The organism is Labrys sp. WJW, from assembly GCF_001676615.1.
GTDB lineage: Bacteria > Pseudomonadota > Alphaproteobacteria > Rhizobiales > Labraceae > Labrys > Labrys sedimenti.
Map to the genome: position 1 here is coordinate 35252 of NZ_LYXZ01000079.1, position 23674 is coordinate 58925.

The 23674-nt window shown below is 64.6% G+C and carries 17 protein-coding genes; 9 read left to right on the forward strand and 8 right to left on the reverse strand.

From position 1 onward, the window contains the following. Window positions 1-133: 133 nt before the first annotated feature. Window positions 134-7354 carry a hypothetical protein gene (locus BA190_RS33080; protein ID WP_068298774.1) on the reverse strand — a complete coding sequence of 2407 codons (7221 nt, stop codon included), beginning with the start codon at window positions 7352-7354 and terminating at the stop codon, window positions 134-136. Between BA190_RS33080 and BA190_RS36335 the strand changes: the two genes are divergently transcribed. The 3 genes from BA190_RS36335 to dgcA are packed head-to-tail and all read left to right on the forward strand — an operon-like array spanning window position 7344 to window position 9066. After that, complete coding sequence (locus BA190_RS36335; protein WP_156771810.1) at window positions 7344-7745, forward strand: hypothetical protein; 402 nt, start codon at window positions 7344-7346, stop codon at window positions 7743-7745. The two genes, BA190_RS33080 and BA190_RS36335, sit on opposite strands and share 11 nt — an antisense overlap. Window positions 7746-7753: 8 nt before the next feature. Beyond that, on the forward strand, window positions 7754-8074 hold the full coding sequence (locus BA190_RS33085) for a 2Fe-2S iron-sulfur cluster-binding protein (RefSeq protein ID WP_068298777.1): 321 nt from the start codon (window positions 7754-7756) through the stop codon (window positions 8072-8074). Window positions 8075-8082: 8 nt separating this feature from the next. Beyond that, window positions 8083-9066 (forward strand): N-acetyl-D-Glu racemase DgcA, encoded by a 984-nt coding sequence (gene dgcA, locus BA190_RS33090; RefSeq protein WP_068298781.1) that lies wholly within the window; start codon window positions 8083-8085, stop codon window positions 9064-9066. Here dgcA and BA190_RS33095 read toward each other — a convergent pair. Further along, complete coding sequence (locus BA190_RS33095) at window positions 9036-10238, reverse strand: MFS transporter (protein ID WP_068298785.1); 1203 nt, start codon at window positions 10236-10238, stop codon at window positions 9036-9038. The genes dgcA and BA190_RS33095 overlap by 31 nt on opposite strands. Before the next feature lie 127 nt (window positions 10239-10365). Here BA190_RS33095 and BA190_RS33100 point away from each other — a divergent pair, with 127 nt between their 5' ends. Continuing rightward, on the forward strand, window positions 10366-11655 hold the full coding sequence (locus tag BA190_RS33100; protein ID WP_068298791.1) for a hypothetical protein: 1290 nt from the start codon (window positions 10366-10368) through the stop codon (window positions 11653-11655). 103 nt (window positions 11656-11758) lie between these two features. On the opposite strand, the gene BA190_RS33105 is transcribed toward BA190_RS33100, so the two are convergent. From BA190_RS33105 to BA190_RS33120, 4 genes are read right to left on the reverse strand one after another with little or no spacing between them, the layout of a single operon-like run. Beyond that, the gene (locus BA190_RS33105) at window positions 11759-12385 is read right to left on the reverse strand and encodes an ABC-type transport auxiliary lipoprotein family protein (RefSeq protein ID WP_068298836.1); all 627 of its coding nucleotides are present in this window, start codon (window positions 12383-12385) and stop codon (window positions 11759-11761) included. 16 nt (window positions 12386-12401) lie between these two features. Then, the gene (locus BA190_RS33110) at window positions 12402-13979 is read right to left on the reverse strand and encodes an MlaD family protein (RefSeq protein ID WP_068298793.1); all 1578 of its coding nucleotides are present in this window, start codon (window positions 13977-13979) and stop codon (window positions 12402-12404) included. Window positions 13980-14035: 56 nt separating this feature from the next. Beyond that, a complete protein-coding gene (locus BA190_RS33115) occupies window positions 14036-14842 on the reverse strand; it encodes an ABC transporter ATP-binding protein (RefSeq protein ID WP_156771811.1) in 807 nt (268 codons plus the stop codon). Between the two features lie 2 nt (window positions 14843-14844). After that, a complete protein-coding gene (locus BA190_RS33120) occupies window positions 14845-15867 on the reverse strand; it encodes an ABC transporter permease (protein WP_082980220.1) in 1023 nt (340 codons plus the stop codon). A gap of 294 nt (window positions 15868-16161) precedes the next feature. Here BA190_RS33120 and dgcN point away from each other — a divergent pair, with 294 nt between their 5' ends. The 3 genes from dgcN to BA190_RS33135 all read left to right on the forward strand — a co-directional run bounded on the left by dgcN (window position 16162) and on the right by BA190_RS33135 (window position 19007). Then, window positions 16162-17169 carry an N-acetyltransferase DgcN gene (dgcN, locus tag BA190_RS33125; RefSeq protein WP_068298796.1) on the forward strand — a complete coding sequence of 336 codons (1008 nt, stop codon included), beginning with the start codon at window positions 16162-16164 and terminating at the stop codon, window positions 17167-17169. A gap of 50 nt (window positions 17170-17219) precedes the next feature. Further along, window positions 17220-17906 (forward strand): fumarylacetoacetate hydrolase family protein, encoded by a 687-nt coding sequence (locus BA190_RS33130; RefSeq protein ID WP_068298800.1) that lies wholly within the window; start codon window positions 17220-17222, stop codon window positions 17904-17906. A gap of 141 nt (window positions 17907-18047) precedes the next feature. Further along, on the forward strand, window positions 18048-19007 hold the full coding sequence (locus BA190_RS33135) for a murein L,D-transpeptidase family protein (RefSeq protein ID WP_245315032.1): 960 nt from the start codon (window positions 18048-18050) through the stop codon (window positions 19005-19007). 15 nt (window positions 19008-19022) lie between these two features. Here the strand turns inward: BA190_RS33135 and BA190_RS33140 are convergent, their stop codons facing one another. Further along, window positions 19023-19904 (reverse strand): GyrI-like domain-containing protein, encoded by an 882-nt coding sequence (locus BA190_RS33140; protein ID WP_068298809.1) that lies wholly within the window; start codon window positions 19902-19904, stop codon window positions 19023-19025. 236 nt (window positions 19905-20140) lie between these two features. Between BA190_RS33140 and BA190_RS33145 the strand changes: the two genes are divergently transcribed. Both BA190_RS33145 and BA190_RS33150 read left to right on the forward strand, forming a co-directional pair. Next, entirely contained in the window at window positions 20141-21172 is a 1032-nt protein-coding gene (locus tag BA190_RS33145) for an NAD(P)/FAD-dependent oxidoreductase (RefSeq protein ID WP_068298812.1), read from the forward strand. Window positions 21173-21331: 159 nt separating this feature from the next. Continuing rightward, window positions 21332-21856: a universal stress protein gene (locus BA190_RS33150; protein WP_068298815.1), complete on the forward strand. Its 525-nt coding sequence runs from the start codon at window positions 21332-21334 to the stop codon at window positions 21854-21856. A 113-nt stretch (window positions 21857-21969) separates the two neighbouring features. Here BA190_RS33150 and BA190_RS33155 read toward each other — a convergent pair whose 3' ends face one another. Next, complete coding sequence (locus BA190_RS33155; protein ID WP_156771812.1) at window positions 21970-23226, reverse strand: hypothetical protein; 1257 nt, start codon at window positions 23224-23226, stop codon at window positions 21970-21972. Window positions 23227-23674 lie beyond the last annotated feature (448 nt).

Here is a 23674-nt window from a genome sequence, read left to right on the forward strand (position 1 = left end):
GGCGCCCCGCTTCAGCGCAAGCCCGGCTTCGGCATGGCAGCCATCTGGCCGCCACAACGAAAAAGGCCCCGGAATTCCGGGGCCTTTTCCATGCTCAACCAGGCAGTTGAGGAAGGTCGTTTTCCAGCCGGGCTCAGGTGAGCTTGCCGGCGGCATGCGCCAGGATCGTATAGACCTTGCCGGAATCGGCGGTGAGATAGGTCCGGGCCATGTTGCCGCTGCGATCCTCGCGGTCCACTTCGGTGATGAGCTGTTCGAACTCCTGGACGTAGCGGTCCACCGTCGCCTGGAAGTCCGCGTCGCGCCGATAGCGCCGACGGATTTCCTCGAAGGCCTGCTGGCCCTGCAGCGTGTAGAGCCGGCGCGAGAAGGCGTTGCGCTCACCGCGACGGTAGCGGTCCCAAACCTCGGCGACGGCGTCATGCTCGACCATCTTGGCGATATCGACCGACAGCGTGTCGAGGGAGGAGGCCATCACGGCGGGCGTGTTGGCCTGGGGAGCCGGTTCGGGCTCTTCGCGCGAGGCGCGGGCCAGCACTTCCGAGAGCCAGCCGGTACCGCGACGTTCACCCCGCGAGGCGGGTGCTGCCACAGCGGTGCTGCGAGCCGGCGCGGCAGGCTTCAGCTCGGGCACCGGAGGCAGCGTGCCGGCGCGCGGCATTTCCGCCCGGCGGGCAGGGGCCTCGGCCGCCACGTCGGCGCGCTCGCGCAGCCGGAGCGGGGCAGGGATCGGCCGGTCGGTCGGCTCGGCGATATCGAGCGAGCGGCTGGAGCGGCTGACGATATCGGCGAGGTCGTTGAGAGCCTGGATCTGTTCGGCCACGACACGGCGCATGGTGGCGGTGGAGTCCGAGGTTTCCTTCGGGATCTCCAGGAGGCCGCGCTTGAGCTCGGAGCGGGTGGCTTCCAACTCCTGCTTCACGGTCTGGGTCATCCCGCGCATCTCCTGGGCCACTTCGGCGAAACGCTCGGTGGCGCTGCCGAACAGGCCGGAGATTTCCTGCACTGCCTGCTCATAGGTCGATTTGAGGGCCGTGGAGGTGCGGTCGCGCTCCTTGCCGGTGGTGGCGCGGATGAGCTCGAACTGGTCGGCGATGGCCTGGGCCGTGGTGTTGGCGTTGTCGGCGAGCAGGCCGCTGGTCTGGCGCGCCTTGCTTTCGGCATTGGCGAGCTTTTCCTCGATCACCTCGGCGAAGGACTTCATCATCGCTTCCATCGCCTCGACCTTGCCGCCAACGGTGGAGACCAGGGCCTCCAGGGTGGCGCGGCGTTCGTCGAGGGCATGGTCGACACGGGCCTGCGTATCGGTGAGGACCGCGGCGGCGCTGCTGAGATGGCCGCTCTGCTCCTCCAGGCGATTGGCCATGGTGCCGACATCGCTGATGACGTGGGCAGCAAGGTCGCGCAACGTCGAGACCTGGTCGCCGACGCGATCGGTCGCGCCGCTGGTCTGGTCCGCCAGGCTCAGCATGGTCGACTGGAAGTCGCGCAGGCGGCCGGCCAGGCCACCCTCGATGGCATCGAGGGCCTTGGTGGAGTTGTCGAGTGATTCCTGCAGGGCGGTGTTGGTGCCGGCAACCCGATCCAGCAGCGCGGTGATTTCCTCGCGCAGGCGAGCCTGCAGCGAACCGAGATCGCCGATCGCCTGGCTGGCCTTGGTCTCGATGGACGAGGAGAGGGCCTGCGACGAAGCCTCCAGCGCCTGGCTGAGTTCGAAACGCTTGGTCGAGAGAGCCTCGACCAGGTTGCCACCCTTCTGGCCGATCAGTTCGGCGAGCTGGCCGGCGCGCTCGTCGAGCGCCTTGGCCACCGTCTCGGCGATATCGCCGAGCTCGCTCGACATGCTGGTGCTGCGGGTCGACAGGGCGTCGACCAGGAACCGGCTGCGCTCGTCGAGAGTCTTGGCCATCGCCTCGGCGATATCGCCGAGTTCGCCGGACATGCTGGTGCTGCGCGTGGACAGCGTCTCCGCCAGGAATTGGCCGCGCTCGTCGAGAATCCGGGCGATCTCGCCGGAACGGGCGCCCAGGAGGCTGGCGAGGGCGCTGGTCTTGTCGCGCAACTGGGTGCTGACATCGCCCGAGATCTGGTTCAGCGTGTCGATCAATTGCTGACCGCGTTCGCTGAGCAGACCGGCCATGGCATTGGCGCGGGTGTCGAGCAACGCATTGATCTCCTCCGCGCGCTCGCCGAGCTTGACGCTGACGTCGCTGGACAGGCGGCTGAGGGTGGCATCGACCGAAGCCACGTTCTGCAGGAGATCGACCGAGACGTTCTGCACCTTCTCGCTGAGCGTGTCGGCGATATGCAGGCCGCGCGAGTCGAGGGAGTCCGACAGATCCGCGAGGCGGCCGAGGACGTCCTGCTCGAAGCGGGTGATCCGCGAGTCGAGCGTATGCGCGATGTCGTCGGCACGCGTGCTGAGGGCGCGATCGATTTCGTCGACCTTGCTGGACAGCGCGTCTGCGATAGCGGTGGTCTTGCTGTCGAACTGCGCCGCAATCTCGGCCGCCTTGACCGTGAGGTCGTTGCTCATCAGCGAGGAGCGGCTGTCGAGATGCGAGGTCAGGTCCTCGGCGCGGGCGCCGAGCGTCTCGGTCAGGTCGGCGCCCTTGTTGCCGAGTGCCACGACGATATCGTCGGCACGGCGCGACAGGGTGTCGGTGAGCGCTGCGCTGCGGCCGTCGAGGAGCGAGGTGATCTCGCGGGCCCGCCCGTCGAGCAGGGTGCCGATCGCCTGTGTCCGCTCGTCGATGAGAGCGCTGATCTGCGTGGCGCGGCCACCGAGCAATTCGTCGATGGCGCTGCTGCGGCCATCCAGGAGATCGCTGATCTGGGACGCGCGGTTGTCGAGCACGCTGCCGATGGCGGCGGCGCGGCCATCGAGCAGGTCGCTGGCCTCGCGGGCCTTGGCTTCCAGCGTGGCGCCGACTTCCTTGCCGCCTTCTCCGAGGAGCTTGGCGAGTTCGAGGGTGCGGGTTGCCAGGGTCTCGTTGAGCGAGCGGGCACGGCTATCCAGGCCCTGATCGATCCGGGCGAGGCGCCCCTCGATGGCCTGTGCGACGTCGCTCGCCTTGGTGGTCAGGCGGTCATCGAGATCCGACAACTGCCCGTCCAGTGCTGCCAGCTTTTCTTCCAGCGTCTGGGCAACGGAGGCCGTGTGGGTGCCGAAACGGGCATCGAAGGCTTCGAGCTTGCCGCCCAGCAGTTCGGCTGCCTGGGCGGTGTGGCCCTGCACCTGGTCGGTGAGACGGGTACCGTGCAGGCGGATCGAGCTCTCGAAGCCGAGCAGCTTCTGAGCGAGGTCGTCGCTGAGGGCCCGGGAATCGTCGCCGATGCGGGTGACGAGGGCCTGGCCGCGGTTGCTGACGATGTCGTCGAGTTCGGAGATCTGGCGCCCCAGCGACTGGTTCACCTCACCAATGCGATGGCTCATGCCATCCTCGAAGGCCTTGAGCTGATTGTCCAGCGTGGCGTGGATGGTAGTCGCGTTCGACTGGAACTTGGTCTCGAAGGCGTTGAGCTTGTCGGCAATCGCGCCGTGGATGACGTCGGTATTGGCCGCGACCTGCGCCTGCAGCGTAACCAGGCGCTCGTCGAGCGCGTCCTGCAAGGCGGAGGAGTTGTTGAGGAAATGCGTCTCGAAGGCGCCGAAGCGCTGGTCGAGCGAGGAGCGCACCAGAGCCGTGTTGCTGGCAAAACGCATCTCGAAAGCGGCCAGGCTGTCGTCGAGCGCGGCCTGGGTGTTCTGCACGTCTCCGTTGAAGCGGCTCTGGAAATCGCCGAGACGGGCGGCGAGATCGGCCTGGTTGGCTTGCAGCGTGTCGCTGAAGCTGGCCTGGAAGTCGCTGATCCGGTTCTCGAAATTCGAGGCTGCCGTCGAGGCCATCAACTGGAAGCGGCGCTCGAAATCATTGAGGCGGGTATCGAGCAGGGCATGGGCGTCATTGGCGCTGCCGGCAAAATACTGCTCGAACTGGTTGAGGCGCGTGTCGATCCGGCCATGCGCATCTTCGGCACTGGAGCCGAAGCGCTGTTCGAATTCGCCCAGGCGCTTGTCGAGAGCCGATTGAGCGCCGTTGGCACTGGAGCCGAAGCGCAGTTCGAACTCGCCCAGGCGCTTGTCGACCGAGGCCTGGACCTGGTCCGCGCTGGCGCCGAAGCGCTGCTCGAAATCGCTGATGCGCTGCTCGATCGCGGCCTGGGCCTGATCGGCGCTGGCGCCGAAGCGCTGTTCGAAACCGCCCAGTTCGCGGCTGAGCGTGGTCTGAATGTCGCGGGCGTTGGAACCGAAACGCTTCTCGAACTCGCCCAGATGCTGGTTGAGCGTGGTCTCGATGCCCTGGGCACCGGAGCCGAAGCGCTGCTCGAACTCGCTCATGCGCTGGTCGAGGGCGGTCTGGATGTCGCCCGCTCCCGACATGAAGCGCTGTTCGAACTCGCCCAGGCGGTCGGCGAGGGCGGTCTGGATGTCGCCCGCTCCCGACATGAAGCGCTGTTCGAACTCGCCCATGCGGTCGGCGAGGGCGGTCTGGATGCCGCCGGCGCCCGACATGAAGCGTTGTTCGAACTCGCCCAGGCGCTGCGAAAGAGCGCTCTGGATGTCGCCGGCGCCCGACATGAAGCGCTGCTCGAAGTCACCCAGGCGCTGGCTGAGGGCGGCATGGATGTCGTCGGCACCCGCACCGAAGCGCTGCTCGAAGTCGCCCAGGCGCTGATTGAGCGTGGTGTGAATATCCTCGGCGCCAGCGCTGAAGCGCTGCTCGAACTCACCCAGGCGCTGGCTGAGCGAGGCATGGATGCTGTCCGCACCCGAGCCGAAGCGCTTCTCGAAGTCGCCGAGGCGCTGATTGAGCGTGGTGTGAATAGTCTCGGCGCCGGCGCCGAAGCGCTCTTCGAATTCGCCGAGGCGCTGGCTGAGCGAGGCATGGATGCTGTCGGCACCCGAGCCGAAGCGTTTCTCGAAATCGCCGAGGCGCTGGCTGAGCGAGGCGTGGATATCCTCGGCATTGGTGCCGAAGCGCTGCTCGAACTCGCCGAGGCGCTGGCTGAGAGCACCATGCGCCTGCTCGGCATTGGCGTTGAAGCGCTGCTCGAAGCCCTTGAGCGTATCGTCGAGGCCCGAACGGTTGTTCTGGATATTGGTGGCGAAGCGCACTTCGAACTCGCCCAGGCGCCGGTCGAGATCGGCATGGGCGAGGGTGGAGAGCGACTTGAAGCGATGCTCGAACTCGGACATGCGGGTATCGAGCCCGCTATGGATGGTGCCGGCGCTTTCGGCAAAGCGCGTATCGAAGCCCTTGAGCGTGTCGTCCAGGGCCGAATGCACCTTCTGCGCGTGGTCGAGGCTGCGGGATTCCAGGCCTGACAGGCGTTCGTCGAGGCGCGAATGCAGATTGTCCGCGATCTCCTGGCTGCGCTTCTCGTGGCTGTCGAGCCGTTCGGCAAGGGCCTTGCCGAAGGCGTTGGTCTGGGTTTCGACCGTGTTCTCGAGCCGCGACACGCCGAAATTGATCTGCGAGACGGCAGCAGCGCTGCGCTCGCCGATGACGCGGGTCAGCGTATCGCCACCGATGGCGAGAATGCCGGAGGCATCGCGGGCGGCCGTGTTGATACGGGCGGAAAGCTGCGTGCCTTCCTCTTCCAGCACGGCCTGCAGGCGCTGAGCGGATGCCGTAACCGCGGCCTCGGCGTCGGTGCTGCGCTTTTCGATGTTGGCCACGATGGTCTGGCCGGTCGCCGCCAGGCGGCGATCGATGTCGCCGCCGCCGACCACGATGGATTCGTGGATGCGCTCGCCGGTCTGGGTGAGGCGGTCGGCAAGGTCGCCGCCGCGGGTGGTGATGATCTCGGCGATCTGGGTGGCCGTGCTCTCGAGCTTGCCGGCGACGTCCATGCCGCGGTTCTGCAAGTCGCCGAGAATGGCGTCGCCCGTCGAGCGCAACGTGCCGTTGACGTCGGCCACGGAGCCGATGATCTGCTCGACCATCTTGGTGCCGGTTTCGCGGATGGAGCTGACCACCACGTCGGTGCCTTCGGCGAAGGCGTTGGTGAGGCCGGAGCCGGTGCGTACCAGCGTGTCGTTCACCGCCGTGCCGCGCTCGACGATGTCGTCGACGATGCGCTGGCTGCTGGTGGTCAGGGTCTCGTTGAGCTCCAGGGCGCGCGAGGACAGGGTGCTGCTGATCTCGTTGGCGCGGGTCGCGAAGTTCTCATTGACCTGGTTGGAGGTCGTGGTCAGGTGCTCGGTAATCTCGGAGACGCGGCGGTTGAGCTGTTCGGTCACCTGTTCGGACGAGCTCGACAGCGACTTGTTGACGTCCTGGGCGGTCGTCGTCATGCGGTCGATCAGTGAATTGCCGCGATCGGCCATGGCGCCGACCATGTGGTCGCCGACCTTGGCGAGCTCCGATGTGAGCTGGCTGCCGCGCTCGCCGAAGGAGCGCATCACCTGCAGGCCGGCTTCGGAGACTTCCGAGGAAATGCGACCGGCGACGGAGCCGAGCGCCAGGGTCAGGTCATCATGGGCGACCACGATGGCCGAGCGCACGCGATCGGCATTGCCGACGATGGCTTCGCGCTGGGTCGAGAGGTCATCCACCAACGAACGAATGCGCTGCTCGCTCTCCGTATAGGAGCGCTCGAGCATCGAGACCTCGTTATGCACCATGATCTCGAGTTCGCTGGCGCGGGCGAGGGCACGGTCAATGCCGTCGCCCATGGCGGCGACTTCTCGGCGGATGGCCTGGCCGACGGAGGTGACGGCCTCGGCAGCGGCTCCCTCGGGTTCGGCCAGGCGCAGGGCGACCTGCGTCATCGAACGGGTGACGAAGCGCATTTCCTGGGCACGCCAGATCAGGCCCGCCACGGCGAAGAAGAAGAAGGGCGGCAACGCCACGGCAAGAATGCCGAGCGCGAGGCCCGGATTGGCCTGATAGGTGGAAGCCTGGAACAGGTTGGCGAGGTTGAGGTTACCGAGGATGCTGAGAAGCAGGGCGCCGCCGGCGAGCCAGACGGCGGAAAGGGCGAGGGCGGTCCAATAGGGCGTGCGCGAGGGGCGGCGCTGGAGGGCCTGGAGCAATTGGCCAACGCTGGCGCGATCGTCATTGGCGGGCGAGCGGGGTTCGCGGGCGAGCGGGCGGTCGGCAGCAGGCTTGTCTTCGGCACGAGGTGCGGCGGCCGGCGGTTCTTGCGGCTCGGGCTCCACTTCGAAGTTGAAGCCCTCGTCGGCCTTGGGTAGCTGCGCGGGCTCCTTGTCGGGCGTCTGAGAAGCAGCCGTGCTCAGATTGAGTGCTTCCTCGATCGCAGACAGGGCGGCATCCGCCGGATCCTGCATCTTCGACTTGTTCGCCATAATCTGCCTCACGCTACTCAATTCAACGCCGCCCGCCTGGGATCCGGATGACCCCAGGCTGAAATCGCTGCACCTGTTTCAGCCCCCATTTCAGGCGAAATGGGGATCGCATCGCTCCACCTATGCGAAGGACAATGCTGCCAGCTTGAAATCCTATCCTGCACGGCTGGGAATGGAAACCGCTTCGGCACGCTTTCCAGCAGCATCGTTAACGACTTTTTTACCACGTCGAAATCGCGCGAAAATGAGGCAAATTCGAGGTTTTCCCGGGATTGAGACCGCGCTGGTGAAAAGTGGCGTGTCCGGAAAGCCCGCCACGCGCGCAATACGGATGGGGCCGGACTGGAACCTTGCCAATGCGCTCTATATAGAACGTTTGTCAGAAAGCTGAGATGGACGATGGTCAAAATCATATTCCGAGATCACACCGGCGAAAGCCGGGAAGTGGAGGCCGAGCCGGGCTCGACGGTGATGGAGGCGGCGATCCGCAACGGCATTCCGGGTATCGTGGCCGAGTGCGGCGGTGCCTGCGCCTGCGCCACCTGCCATGTCTATGTCGACGAGGCCTTCATGCCTCTGGTCGGTGAGCCCGAGCCGATGGAGGAGGACATGCTGGACTTCGCTTTCGACGTGCGTCCGACCTCCAGGCTCTCCTGCCAGATCCGTGTTCGCGACAATCTCGACGGATTGATCGTCAACACCCCCGAAAAGCAGGCCTGATCGTCGCCATGGCCGCGCATCTTTCCATCGCCGTGGAGCGCTGGCCGCTCGCCAATGTCTTTACCATTGCCCGCGGGTCCAAGACCGAGGCGGTCGTGGTCGTCGTCGAGATCTCGCGCGATGGCCTGAGGGGGCGTGGCGAATGCGTGCCCTATGCTCGCTATGGCGAAACGGTGGAAGGCGTGCTCGAGGCGATCGAGGCACGGCGTGAAGCAATCGAGGCGGGCCTGTCGCGTGCCGCGCTCCAGGACCTTGTCCCAGCCGGTGCCGCCCGCAACGCCATCGATTGCGCCTTGTGGGATCTGGAAGCGAAGCTCGCGGGCAAGCCCGCCTGGCGCATGGCGGGCCTCACAGAGCCCGGCCCGCTGACCACGGCCTATACGATTTCGCTGGGCGAGCCCGAGGCCATGGCTGAAGCCACGGCCAAGGCGGCGCACCGGCCGTTGCTCAAGATCAAGCTTGGCACGCCCGACGATACCGCGCGTATCGCCGCTGTCCGCCGCCACGCTCCTCGGTCGCAATTGATCATCGACGCCAACGAAGGCTGGCGGGCCGACAATCTCGTGGCCAATCTGCGCGCCTGCGCGGAGGCCGGCGTCACGTTGATCGAGCAGCCGCTGCCGGCCGGGGATGATGGCGCCCTTGCGCAGGTGGAGCGGATCGTGCCGGTTTGTGCCGATGAATCCCTGCATGACCGCGCATCGCTGCCGGACCTCAAGGGGCGCTATGACGCCATCAACATCAAGCTCGACAAGGCAGGTGGCCTTACAGAAGCCATCGCGCTGGCTGGGCAGGCGCGCTCGCTGGGGCTCGACCTGATGATCGGCTGCATGGTGGGCACGTCCCTGGCCATGGCCCCGGCATTGCTGCTTGCCGGCCAGGCCGTCGTCGTCGATCTCGACGGGCCGCTGCTGCTCGCCCGCGACCGGGAACCCGGCCTGCGCTATGACGGCAGCACCGTCTATCCACCCGAAGCCGGGCTCTGGGGCTGAGCGCCACTCCTGCGCTCGATCGTACCGGCGACGACCACCAGGCCGGTGCCGATCATGGCGATCAGGGCCATGGCGAAATAGCCATGGGCTGAAAACAGGCCGTAGAGTTCGCCGGACATCACGGTGCCGAGAGTGAGGCCGATGCCGATGACCGAAGCGACCACGCCCTGGCGCGCCGAGGGATTGCGTGTAAAGCGGGCGACCCAGCCCATGGTGGCCAGATGCACGCAGGCGAAGGAAAAGCCGTGCAGGGCCTGGAGCCCTGCCACGGCGAAGCCATTGGCGGGAGCAAGGCCCAGCAGGATCCAGCGCGTGATGCCGACGGCTCCGCCGAACAGGATCAAGCGGTAAGGACCGAGCCGCCCGGCAATATTGCTGCCGAACAGGAAGACGCTGGTCTCCAGCACCACGCCGATGGCCCAGAGCACGCCGATCTGCAGGGAAGAAAAGCCCTGATCCTGCCAGATCAGCGTGCCGAAACTGTATAGAAAGGCGTGGGCGCCCTGCAGGCAGGCGATGCCGGCGACGAAGACGATCATCAGCTTGAGCGGCGGTGAGGTGCCTTCCGACGCCGGGCGCATGACCAGCCGCCGGCCGCGGCTGCGGTCGTCCGGCAAGGACAGGCCGGCGAAAACCGTGAGCGCCGCCAGGATCGCCAGGATGGGTGGTACCGTGGTGATCGGCAGATGCTTCAGCACCAGGCCGGCGGTGAGGCCGGAAACGAGCCAGGCGAGCGAGCCCCATTGCCGGATCTGGCCGTATTTATGGCCATGCAGGCTGACACCGCCCAGAACGATGGTGTCCAGCAGGGGCGTGGTGGCGGCCACGAAGGCAAAGGCGATGGCCAGATTGATGGCGACTGCGGTGAAGCTCTCGGCGAAAGTGAGGCCGGCATAGCCGAAGGCCGCGCAGCACACCATGAAGAGAAAGGTGCGTCGCGGGCCGAGCGGACCGTCGCCGACCCAGGCAAAGGGCGCTGAAGTCACGCGCATCAGCATGGGAATGGCGAGCAGCAGGCCCATATCGCTGGCATTGAACCCCCGCTCGACCAGCCATAGGGGAAAGAAGGGCGTATAGACGCCGGGGCCGGAGAGCAACAGGGCGTAGGTCACGCTGGCTGCGATCGCAGATTTGCGTGAGACGCTCCAATCCTTGAAGGAAATCAGCGACATCGGGGGAAAACAACCGCGCAGGATTGGCTCCGGGCGGGCGCTTTGGATTATATGGGGTGAGAATCAGGACAACGACGATTCGTTGAATCTCTTACGCCCGCCTGTGCCAGTTGACGAGGGCCATTTCATGCAATCGCTTTCGCCCGAACCGCTGCTCAGCGAAGAGGATTACGGCGCCATCGAAGCGGCCGTGATGGAGACCGCGCGAGGGCGCTGGTTCCTGGCCGAATATGCCCGCCGCAACCGCAATGCCGACACCGACGCCGTGCTGGCGGCGATCCGCCGTCTCGAGCGGTTGGTCCACAGCGTGGGCGCCCTGGATGCCCGCGACGAGGTCACGCGCGGCATGGCCGACATCGCGCAGGCGATTGCCGCCGCCCAATCGGGACCGCCGGTAACCGTGAAGGGAACCGCCAACGCGGCGTCGGCGCCGAAGCACTCTTCGCCCACCCTTGAGGAGCACCCCGCCGAAGGAGCCGCGGTTTTCGAAGAGGCCGAGGCGGCTATGGAGACCGACGGCATCGGGTTCGCTTCCGAAATCGGAGCGGAGGCAGCCGGAGACGCTCCCCCTCCCACGATGACCGAAACCATGCCGGTCATGTCCGAGGTCGAGGCTGCCGCGGCGGGCGAGACGGATGCTGCGGAGATTGTGGTATTTTCGCCCTCAGAGTCGGAACAAGCGGGGCCGGAAGCCGAAACCGCGAACGCCGATCGGGGCTGGGAAGGCCTCGAACACGCAGCCACCGAGATCGCGGCTCTCGGCCTGCCGCCAGAGCTGGCGAGTCCGGACAGCACCGAAACTGTGCACGACCAAGGAGGCGGCCAGCAGGCCGGGGGCGAGATCGCCGCCGCTGCCATCGAGCAGGGTGAGGCTGTTTCAGACCCCAAGGGCGGCGTGGCGGTGCCCGACGAACTCTTTCCGATCCTCGAGCTCGACGAGGAAGCGACCGAGGCGTTGCTGACGCTGGACGTGCCGCGCCAGGAGCTGATCCTGCCTCCCAATCACCTCGCAACCCAGCGCTGGCATAGGGAACTGGCGGCCAGCGAGGACACGGCTCAGCATCGCCTCGATAAATGGGCGGCAATCTCAGGCAAGGGCGATGGCGCGGCCGGTCTTTCGATACCGGAGGGCGAGCGAGACAAGGTGCTCGACATGGTGGCCGTGGTGGAGGCAGCACTCGAGCCTGCGCCTCCTTCTGGGCTGGTGACCTTCATCGATGAAGAACCGGTGGAGGAGCAGCACTCGATCTTCACCGCTCCCCTCAGGCTCGAACCTGAGGCGGTGGTGGACAAGGAAGTCGAGGTCGCCGTCGCGCACAGGCCCGCTACGCCGAAAGCACGCGAACTCGCGCCTCGCCTGACCCTCGGCGAGATCGAGGTCATGCCGTTCACCAAGAAAGCGGCGCTGTTCAGCTGAACCGAACCTGCAGGTGGCGGAGGCATGGTCGCCACGGCAGGCTGAGGGACGTCAAAGGATATTCCCTTTATTTCAATCTATTGCGATTGAATTTTAATCAAAATTATGACGCAAGGGACGCCTTGCCCGTCGTCCAGGCCACGATCTCGATCAGCACTTTGCGCAGGGCCTGATCGAGGGCGGCGGAGGCTTGCTGACCGGTCAGGCCGCCGGCGGGAAACCGGGCGGAAAACAGATTGGCGGCGACGATGCGCCCGGATTTCTGGCTGACCACGCGCGCGGCGACCGTGACCACCGCGACGGGCGAAGTGCCGGCATCGATCTGGAAATCACGCAGTTCCGTCACCAGCAGGGCATCCGGCGTGAACTTGTCGTCGGGTCGCCCGACCATGCCGATGCGGTGGGCGTTCTCGAAGGTCTGGATGAGGCGGGCTTGTACCAGCAGGGGCAGGCGATCGGCCCATTGTGCTGCAGGCAGGTAGGAGATCTGGCTGTTGGCGGCATGCACCAGGATGCGCTCGCTGTTGATGGCCTGCAGCGCGGTCGGCTCGGCCACCATGATCTGGGCGCGGCTGTTGCCGCGCGCCTCGACATCCCGGGGAGCGCTGAGGTCGTAGGTGGCCGGTGGCGGTGATCCGGCCAGCGTGGAGCAACCGGCAGCCAGCAGGGCTGCTGCCAGGGCCAGGGCCTTTGCCGAATGGGCGGGCAGGGAGTGGAGGAGGGAACGCATACCGACACCACGCATATCATTTACCCTTGTAATCAGGGATATTCGATTTCGGCCCGAAGATCAGCTGTTGTGGATTGCGCTGAAGGCCGTTGAGGGTCCGCTGCAGATTCTGCAGAGTTTTCTGTCCGTCGACGGCCAATTGCCGATAATCCCGCAAGCCGGCACCGGTGAACTGATCGAGGTTCTTCGCCAATGCCGCAGTGCGGGCGTCGAGATTGGTCGCGAATTGGCGGATGGCCTTTGCCGCTTCGGTGATCTCGGCGAACATGCCCTGACCGCCCTGTCCCGAGGTCATGGCGGTGATGTTCTTCATGATGCCGTCGAGCTGGTCGGCTGCCCGGTTGAGCTTCTTGGAGATGTCGCCGGCATCGGCGACCACCTGGCGGACCTGGGCGCTGGAATCGCCGAGGGTGGTCGCAAATTTGTTCACATTGCTAACGACGCCGTCGATCTTGGCCGGATCGAGCGCGGTCGCCACCCTGTTGAAGCTGTCGAAGGCAGCGGCGAGCTTGGGCGTCATTGCCGACAGGTCGCCCGAAATCCTGCGGGCATCCTTGACGAAGGCCGTGATCTCCCCGGCGTTCTGTCCGAGCGCTCCGGTGAAGGCGGCGACGTTGTCGACCACCTGGTTGACCTTCGCACTGTCGACCGCCGCGGTGATACGGTTGATGTTCTCGAGCCCCGCATCGAGCTTGGGCGCCATTGCATTGAGCTGGGCCGTCAGCGAGGAGGCATTGGTGGCGAAGGCCTGCAGCGGTTCGCGGCTGTCTGCCAGCGTCTTGCTGAAGGCCGTGATATTGTCGACGGCAGCCTGCGCCTTGGCGGCATCGAAGGCCTTGGTGAAAGACGTCAGATTGTCGGAAGCCAGGGAAACGTTGCTGACGATATGATCGATCTTCTCGGGTGAAACCGCCTTGAGCAGGGCCTGCAGGTCGGATGTCATGCCGTTGAGGTTGTCGGCCACACGTTTGATGCTCTGGGCAGCCTCGCCGGTGCTGTGCAGGAAGTCGGAGACATTGGCGGAATTGTCGGCGAGCGCCTTGGTGAAGGCCTGAACGTTCTGAATGGTCGCCGTGGCATTGGCTTCGTTCTGGGCGATCCAGCCATCCAGGCGGTTCATGGTGGAGGCAGCCTGGGTGATGGTGTCGCGCGCGCCGTCGACAAGGTTCTGCAGCTCCGAGCGCTGGGCCTGGATCACGGCATATTGCTGGTCGTCCTTGGGCTTGAGATCCTCCGTGTTCGGCTTGCCGCCATAGAGTTGGATGTTGGCGCCACCGGTGATGCCGGTAAATTCCAGCCTTGCCGAAGTGTCCACCTTCACGGGGGTCTTGTCGCGTACGCTGATGATGGCGATCACGCCCGAGGGGTTGTTGGGATTGATCTCCAGCGTTTCGACCTGGCCAACCCGGATGCCGTTGAACGTGACACTCGACCCGACGGTGAGGCCTGTGACGGAACCGGCGAAATCCACCTGGAAGCGCCGGACCGTCTGGCTTTCGCTGATGCGGGCGAACCAGACCACAAAGCCGAGCGCGGCGGCGACGACTGCAAGGGTGAACAGGCCGATCAGGGCATTGTGAGCGCGTGTTTCCATGGGTCAGGCACTATCCATGTTCAGCTCGATTTCCATGCTCAACTCGCTCCCCATGCTCAACTCGCTCTCTTGGCGCCGTTGCTGGCGGTCGCCAGGGCGGCACGGGCACGCGGGCCGTGAAAATAGGCGCGCAGCCAGGGATGTTCGGAAGCGAGCATGGTCTCCATCGGGCCTTGGGCCAACACGCGTCCCTCGCCGATCGCCACGATGCGATCGCAGATCGCATGGAGGCTGTCGAGGTCGTGCGTCACCATATAGACGGTCAGCCCGAGTGTCTGCCTGAGCGTGGCGATCAACTCGTCGAATTCACCGGCGCCGATCGGATCGAGGCCGGAGGTCGGTTCGTCCAGGAAAACCAGGTCCGGGTCGAGGGCCAGGGCCCGTGCCAGCGCCGCACGCTTGATCATGCCGCCCGAGAGCTCCGAGGGACGCTTGTCGGCGGCATCGGGTTTGAGGCCCACCAGCGCGATCTTCAGCATGGCCAGTTCGTCCAGCAGCTTGGGCGAGAGCTTGAGATATTCGCGCATCGGCACCTGGATGTTCTGCTTCACCGTCAGGGAGGAGAACAGTGCGCCTTGCTGGAACAGCACGCCCCAGCGCCGGGCGATGCGCTGCTGTTCGCGCGGACGCAAATTGAGATAGTCCAGGCCGAAGACCTCGATCTGCCCGGAGTGGAGCGGTGCCAGGCCGATGATGGTGCGCATCAGCACCGATTTGCCGGTGCCCGAAGCGCCGACCACGCCCAGGATCTCGCCGCGATAGACGTCCAGGCTGAGGCCGTCGAGGATGAAACGGGGTCCGAAGTTCACGCGCACGTCGTGGGCGGAGATGATGATTTCGCGGGATTGGTCTGGGGGTGCCATGGTCAGAAACTGATCGATGCGAAGAAAATGGCGAAGACGCCATCGACCACGATGACGATGAACATGGATTTGACCACCGAGGCCGTGGTCTGGCGCCCGAGCGATTCAGCCGATCCCTGTACCTTGAAACCTTCGACGCAGGCGGTGATGCCGATCATCAGCGCCATGACGGGCGCTTTGATCAGGCCGACGAGGAAAGTGTGCATTGTCATCGAATCCCGCAGGTTCTGCAGGAAGGTGGTGGGCGTGATGCCGCCATAGCCCCAGGCCACCAGCGCGCCGCCGAACATGCCTGCCATCGCGGCCAGGAAGGTCAGCATCGGCAACGAAATGATCAAGGCGAGGATCCGGGGGATGACCAGGACTTCCATGGGATCGATGCCCATGACGTGCATGGCATCGATCTCCTCGCGCATCTTCATCGAGCCGAGTTCCGCCGTGATCGCCGAACCCGAGCGGCCGGCCACCATGATGGCCGCAAGCAGGAGGCCGACTTCCCGGAACATCAGCACGGCCAGGGTGTACACCACCAGCAGCGTGGCGCCGTAATAGCTCAGCTGCAGGATCATCTGCTGCGCGAGAATGGCGCCGACGAGAAAGGAGATCAGCGCGATGATCGGCACGCCGCGCAGGCCGATCAATTCGATCTGATTCACCACGGCGGCCCAGCGAAAGCGTGTACGCGCCGTGAGCAGGCGCCCGATCGCGCGCATGGTTTCGCCGAGAAAGACGTTCATGTTCACGGCGTCGTGCACGATTCGGCGCATCGACTGGCCGAGATCGGCCAGGAGTTCGATGAGATGATGCGCTTCCGGCGGCTGAGGGGGCGACGTAATGTTCTGGGCCGCGATCTCCGCCAGCAGGATCGCCTGCGCCTCGGTGGCATTGGTGATCTCGAGCGTGGAGTTGCGCGCGCCGAAGGCTGCCCGGATATTCTCGATGACGACCCCGCCGAGCGTGTCGAGCTGCGAGACGCCCGACAGATCGAACTCCACCACGGTATTGGCCGGGGCGGCCTTGATCATGATCGCAGAGAGTTTTTCCAGATGCCGCGAATTGCGTGCGACCCAGGCGCCTGTTGGCGCCAGCCGAGCGGGACCCGTCTGGGTCAGATCGCTATTGTCTATGTCCTGTTCGGGCTTCAAGTTGCGAAACGGGCTCTTGCGGGGGAATCACTGGAGGCCATACTAATCTCTCAGGCATGATGCGCAAAAAGCCCTGTGCTGCTTTGCCAATATTTCTGTGCAGTCAATAGGATAGCGTGTGACGGCGCGACCCGGCAACCACTGCGCGCAGGTCTTCAGGAAGGTCGCTGCCCCATGCAGATCGAAAAGCCCTATCTGATGTTTGTTGGCGACGTGGCCGACCAGCTTGCCGCCAAGACCGCGGTAGGCATCGTCGACTGGCGCAGGGACTGGTGCCTCGGCCAGTTGCGGCTGCCGGGGTGCCGGGCGGATCTGGGGCTGGAGGACCTCGGCATTGGCGAGGGTGTCCGGCGTGGCGCCCGGACGCTGGTGATCGGCGTGGTCAATGCCGGCGGCGTCCTGCCGGAGCATTGGATCAGCGTCATCGTCGAGGCCCTGGAAGCCGGGCTGGACGTCGCCTCGGGCCTGCATCGCCGACTGGAGGAATTTCCGCAAATTGCCGAAGCCGCCCGGCGCCATGGCCGGCAGCTCCACGACGTGCGCATCCCGGGCCAGAGTTTCGCCACCGGAAAGGGCACCAAGCGCAGCGGCTTGCGGCTGCTCACCGTCGGTACCGATTGTTCGGTGGGCAAGAAATATACCGCCCTTGCCCTGGAACGGGAGATGCAAGCCCAGGGCCTCGATGCCGATTTCCGAGCCACGGGGCAGACCGGCATCCTGATTTCCGGACGCGGCGTGGCCGTGGATGCGGTGGTGGCCGATTTCATTTCCGGCGCCGCCGAATGGATCAGCCCCGATGCCGACCCTCGTCATTGGGACGTGATCGAGGGGCAGGGCAGCCTGTTCCATCCCTCCTTTGCCGGCGTGACCCTCGGGTTGCTGCATGGCGCCCAGCCCGATGCCTTCGTCGTCTGCCACGAGCCGACCCGCAGGACCATGCGCGGCGTGCCGGCCGCGCTGCCGAGCATCCGTGCCGTCATCGACGCCACCATCGCCAATGGCCGCCTCACCAATCCCGGCATTCAATGTGTCGGCATCGCGGTCAACACCCAGGCGCTGGACGAGGCGGCGGCGCGGGCCTGCCTGGCCGAGATCGCCGAAGCCGAGGGGCTGCCGACGACGGACCCTGTCAGGTTTGGCGTCGCCGACATCGTCAAGCGGCTGAGAGAGGTGTTTGGCTGATCGAAGCCCATCGGGGCGACGAACCTCCGGATAGTTAGGAAGATTTCACGATGAACTATGTCATTGAACCAGCGCCGCAGCCCTTCGTGGCAGTCGCCGGCGAAACCGGGACCTTTCCGGTGCGCCGCATCTGGTGTGTCGGGCGCAACTATGCCGATCATGCCCGGGAGATGGGAGCCGATCCCACGCGTGAGCCACCCTTCTTCTTCGCCAAGCCGGCCGATGCCGTCAATCCCGGCGGCTTGCTGCCGTTTCCGAGCCAGACCTCTGACCTGCACCATGAGATCGAACTGGTGGTCGCTATCGGACGGGGCGGGCGGGACATTCCAGTCGAACGGGCTCTCGAACATGTCTATGGCTATGCCGTCGGCCTCGACATGACGCGCCGGGACATCCAGGCCGAGGCGAAGAAGCTTTCAAGGCCCTGGGAGCTTGCCAAGGGCTTCGACCAATCATGCCCGATCAGTGCCATCGTGCCCGCCGCGCACATCGGCCACCCCGACAGGGGCAGGATCGAGGTGACGGTCAACGGCAAGGTGCAGCAGTCAGGCGATCTGTCGCAGATGATCTGGTCGGTGCCGGAGGCTATCGCCTATCTGTCGCGCTATGTGGCGCTGGCGCCCGGCGATCTCCTGATGACCGGCACGCCGGCCGGCGTCAGCTCGGTGAAGCCCGGCGACACGCTGCACGGCCGTTGCGAAGGGGTCGGTGAGATCACGGTGAGCTACGGGAGATAATCGAGCAGGACGGCAGCTTTTTTGCCGGAAATTTCCAGTGACAATCCGAACAGGACTGTGATCGCCGGGGCCGCAGCGATCACAAAACTGCCGAAAAGGCCTGCGATTGCTTCGTGGGTTCAAGCAAGTGATTGAGTTGGAATGACGACGCGCATGGTCGGTATTGGCGTTTCGGTGCTTGCGCTGGCGGGGGCTTTCACGGCTTTGCCTGCGGTGCTTGATCGCTCGGGGCTCCCTCCGCCGTTCAAGCAGGAAAAGCCAGCGGTCTTTGCTGCCCTTCCGGTCGGGATTCCATTCGAACAGCGCCACCTTCAAGCCGTACCGATGTCGGTTCGATCGGTGATGGCAAGAGAAGGCATGAAGAGCATCGACCCGGTGCTGATCCGCATCTTCAAGGCCGAGAGCGAACTCGAAATCTGGAAGAAAGGCGGGGATGGGCGCTTTTCCCTTTTGAAGACCTGGCCCATCTGTACCTGGTCCGGCGAACTCGGACGCAAGAAGCGAGAAGGTGATCGTCAATCGCCGGAAGGGTTCTACACCCTGACCAAAAACTCGCTCAATCCGCGCTCCTCCTATTACCTTTCCTTCAATCTCGGTTTTCCCAACGCGCTTGAGCGCTCCCTTGGCTATACCGGTTCGGCGCTGATGGTGCATGGCGCGTGCCGTTCCGTCGGCTGCTACGCCATGACGGATGGCGGCATCAACGAAATCTACCCGCTGGTGCGTGATGCCCTGGAGGCCGGACAGGAAACCATTCAGGTGCAGGCTTTTCCTTTCCGTATGCATGCCCGGAACATGGAAGCCAATGCAAATGGCCCGGACCGGGCCTTCTGGCAGAATCTCAAGGAAGGGTATGATCATTTCGAAGCCACGCGACGCGAACCGACCGTGGCGAGTTGCGGCGGGCGCTATGTCTTCAACGCCCGTAGCACGCTTCCCTTTGAGCCGGCAAAGCCGTGCCCTTCGCTGACCGTCTCTCCCAACACGCTCGCTGCTGTTGCAGAGTACCGGGCCAGAGACGAGGCGGATTTTACCCAGGTGGTGGCCGAAGCCACACCGAGCTGGCGCCGCTGGCTGACTCGATTGGGAATCAGCCTCTGATCTCGGCAGAGGACGCTACTTCAACGGCAGGTTCACCGCCGTCAGCCATTCGGAAGGCGGCGCACTGCGGGGATCGTTGAGATATTCCTCGAAGCAGGGCGCATCGCCCGGCTGACGCCCGGAATGCGGCAGCCAGCTATGATAGAGAAAGGCATAGGCGACATCGAGATCGGCATAGGGACCTTTGTGCACCAGCCGTGCCACCGGACCGCCACCAACCTCGCGCCAGACCATGTCCGGGCCGAGCGGGCTGTCTTCCGGCACCGCTAGGCCTGCCTCCGAGCGCAGCTCTGCGACGGGCTTGCTGTCGGGATCGTCGTAATAGATGCCGATCATCCGCACGCCCGGGCGCAGCAGGCCGTGTCCGCCTGCCCAGGCAAACAGGCGCTCGAAACTGGCACCGATCTTCTGGTAATCGCCGTGATGGGGCAAAGTCACCAGCCTGAGGTTGGGCACGGTCTCGATGGTGACATCGTAATGCAGGGCGGAGCGCAACGCGGTCGCACGGGTCATGGCTTGTGATCCTGATTGCGGGGATACCGGGCGCAGATCCTGCCCGGCGCGCCGATAGGCGGCCGGTGGCGAGCCATAGGAGGCCGCAAAAGCGCGGGTGAAGGCCGCCACCGATCCGTAGCCTGCCCGGCTGGCGATGCGGGCCAGCGCGTGCCGGGAGCGGTTGAGCTCGACGGCAGCGCGATGGAGGCGCAGCCGCCGCACAGCCTCTGCCACGGTTTCTCCCGTGACCGCGACGAAGACGCGGTGGAAGTGGTAGGGCGAGAAGCAGGCTATGTCGCTGAGATCGTCGAGTTCGAGCCGGTCGTCGAGGTGCTCGGCGATATGGCTCATCACCCGCTCGATGCGAGCGGCATAGGCGAGGCTGGTTTCGTGTCGGGTCATGATCTGTCTCCGGTGGCTTCACCCTAGCTGCGCTGATTTGATCATGATTGCGGAGTTGACGAGGGCATGCGCTTCGTTGACTTTGGTCAGCCTTGCTGCCCTAGAGCAAAGCGCGTTTAGACGGAAACGCCGCATTGCTCTCACTCTTTGATTGGACGCGTCTTTGCGATTCCTGGCGATTCCGCCAAATCGCAAAACGCTTTAGAAGCTGCTGTGAACCACCTATCGGACAGATCATGACTGAGATTATCAAGACCGACGTGCTCATCGTCGGCGCCGGGCCTGTCGGCCTGTTCTCCGTATTCGAACTCGGTCTGCTCGATATCAGGGTGCATGTGGTCGACATTCTCGACAAGATCGGCGGCCAGTGCGCCGAGCTCTATCCGGAAAAGCCGATCTACGACATTCCCGGCTTCCCGATCGTGACGGGGCAGGAACTCGTCGACAATCTGCTCAAGCAGATCGAGCCTTTCTCGCCGGTCTTCCATCTGTCGCGCATGATCTCGACGATCGAGCGCATCGGTGATCCCTTGTTCCGGGTTACCACGGATGCCGGCGACGTCTTCGAGACGAAGACCGTGGTGATTGCCGCCGGCGGTGGTTCCTTCCAGCCCAAGAAGCCGCCGATCGAGGGCATCGAAGCCTATGAGGGCAAGTCGGTCTCCTATGCCGTCAGGCAGATGGAAGCTTTCCGCGACCGCTCCGTGCTGATCGTCGGCGGCGGCGATTCCGCTCTCGACTGGACGCTGAACCTGCAGCCCATCGCCAAGCGCGTGACGCTGATGCATCGCCGCGACGCGTTCCGGGCCGCCCCCCACTCGGTCGAGAAGATGCGGGCCCTGGCGGCAGAGGGGGCGATGGACCTGAAATTCGGGCAGGTCGTCGGCCTGGAAGGGGCGGAAGGGCAGCTTTCGGGGGCCGTGATCCGCGAGGATTCCGGCACTGTCTATACCTTGCCGGTGGAGCACCTGCTGCCCTTCTTCGGCCTGACCATGAAGCTCGGCCCGGTGTCGAGCTGGGGGCTCGATCTGCACAATGACGAATTGGTGCTTGTCTCCACCGAGACCTTCGAGACATCGCAGCCGGGCATTTTCGCCATCGGGGACATCAACTGGTATCCCGGCAAGCTCAAGCTGATCCTCTCCGGCTTCCATGAAGGCGCGTTGATGGCGCAGAAGGCTTTCCGCTATATCTACCCGGAGAAACGCCTGACCTTCCAATACACGACCTCATCGTCTTCCCTGCAAAAAAAACTCGGTGTGCTCTGAACTTTTTGGCATCCCAAGCGTTTGCAATTCGTCAGGGGGCCCTATATCGATTAGGTACAGCCGTCCAAGGACGGCTGGGGCGTGCTCTTTCAACTGAGGCGTGACGCCATAACGTCTATTCTGTTCTGTGCGTCAGCTCGGCCAACGGGAGTAGACAAGATGTTCAAGTCGATCGTCGTTCCTGTCGATATTGCAGATCTGAAACTGGCCAGACTCGCCATCGACAGCGCAGTGAAACTTGCCGATACCGCCGGCGCGACGCTGACCCTGGTCCATGTCGTGCCGATCATGCCCCTGATGATGCTGGATACGGTGCCCGTGAGCTTTGAAGGCGAAGTCGCCGAAAAGGCCAAAGGCTCGCTTGCCGATCTTGCCCGTACGGTGTTGCTGCCGGGCGGCCAGGTGCAGAGCGTGGTGCGGATCGGTGGCATCTATCACGAAGTGCTGGCCATTGCCGAGGAACAGCAGGCCGATCTCGTGGTGGTCGGTTCTCACCAACCGAGCGTCGCGACCTATCTGCTCGGCTGCAATGCGAGCGCCATCGTGCGCCATTCCGGCTGCTCTGTGCTGGTCATTCGCGAGGAAAAACCACACGCCGAGGAAAGCACCGACGATGTCTCGCCGCATTTCGCCTCGGTCGATGATGCCATGCGGGCAGCGTGGGAAGCCGACAAGCTGCATTGAAGCGCGAGATAGCGCCGTTTCCTGAAAGGCACGGTGCTCCATCTGAAAAGGCGCAACGAGGCCGGGAAAGGCACGCTATTGCTATGGCCGGGCTCGTCCCTGCCTGCGGGCTTTCAGGCCCCGCAGGACGCCATGGCGTCGTCGAGCGTTTTCGAGGCGTCTTCGGTGGGGATGGCTTCCGACCGACCGACTGGCTCGCCGGCCTTGTTGAGCACGGCGACGGTGAGACTACCGCTTCTGCGCAAATCCCTGATATCCTTGGCAGCGAGCAGGGCGGCGACGCTCTGCTCGCCATTGCCGGCCGCCTCTACGCTGTCGATCGCAACCTGACGCCCGGCAATCCTGAGCGCGCGCGCCGAGACGGCAGCGGCCCGCATGCGTTCGAGGTCGAGCGGCGCCAGGGCCTTGAAGGATAGTTCGAGCCGCGCCGTCTTGCTGTCGCGGCAGGCGAGGGCGACGCGGAACTGCTCGCTGGCAAATTCCGCGGTTGCCGGCAGGCCCACGGCTTGGATGAGGGTCCAGCGGCCGCGGCCGGGCGGCGGCGTGCCCGGCGAGGCCTTGAGCCCCACGCTCGGCTTGGCGACAGCGGCCATTGGCTGGTCGTTCCCCCTGCCGGTGAGCAGGCTCGAGGTCGTAACGGGTTCATCGGAGGCCGGCAGCAGGGTCGTGGCGACCCCAACGGGGATCCACTGGCTTTCGGGCAGGACGTCGAGACTGTTGAAGGGGGTACGCAGGGTGGTGGTGAAGAATGCTTCGTTCACCCCCAGAGTCTTGACGAAGTCATAGACGCTGACGACCTCGCGGCCGTAATCGCGCACGATCTGACCCATCTCGCGGGCATCGAAGCTCTCGCCATCGGTAAATTGCGGTGAGAACTGATGCACACCGACCTTCGAGCCCGGCACGACGAAGCGGGCCGTGCCGCCCAGCATCACCATGGTGCAGGCCGAGAAGCAGCCGGCCTGATTGAAGACCGGCTGGCCGCGCTGAAGGCGGGCCTGGCCGATAATGGTCGTCCATCCGGCCTTGCGGATGCGCCGCCCTATGATCAGGGCAGGCTGCACCTTACCGCCGATCGACTCGAAAGCCACGATGACCTTCGGCGCATCGCCCGGTGGCAGTTGCCCGTCCGCCGGTTCCGCCGGCAGGACACCGCTCAGGCGGTTCTGCGAGAGGAAGACGGCGAAATTTCGCGAGGTTTCGTCGACGATCTGGCCCGAGGCGTTGATCACCACGCATCCCGGGCAGGATTTGCCGGAGGCAACGATATTGAACTGCATGGGCTGCGAATCGTCGCCTGCCTGAACCGTGCCGGTTGCTGCGAGCAGGGCGAGAACCGCGAGGCTGGCCGGTTTGCCCGGCCGTGGCATGAATTGTTTCGCAATGGCGGTTGCCTGGCGCAAATCCACAGCCTCTCCGATCCCGTACACAACACTTGGGTGGCAGCCTTCATGGCCGTAAGCGCTGCTTCGTTGCAAGGATGAAATCGGCGAAATTGCCGTGAATCATGAGACGGTTGGAAGGCGTGACAATCCTGCCACAGGCATCGATCCCCAAATTCATGCCGGCGCCTCGATGTGCTTTTTCGCGCGTTCGATGTGTTAACAAAAGGTGATACTCTGCCAAGGTGTACAAGACCGGTCGGGCCATGATGATGCGACGTTATATGTGGGGTCTTTTTCTGCTCGCCGGCCTGCTCGTCGGAGGCGAGGCTCTGGCGGCCCAGAAGGCGGCGCTGGTGATCGGCAACAGTGCCTATCGCTCGGTGACGCCTTTGGTGAACCCGGCCAATGACGCCAACGACATGGCGGCGGCGCT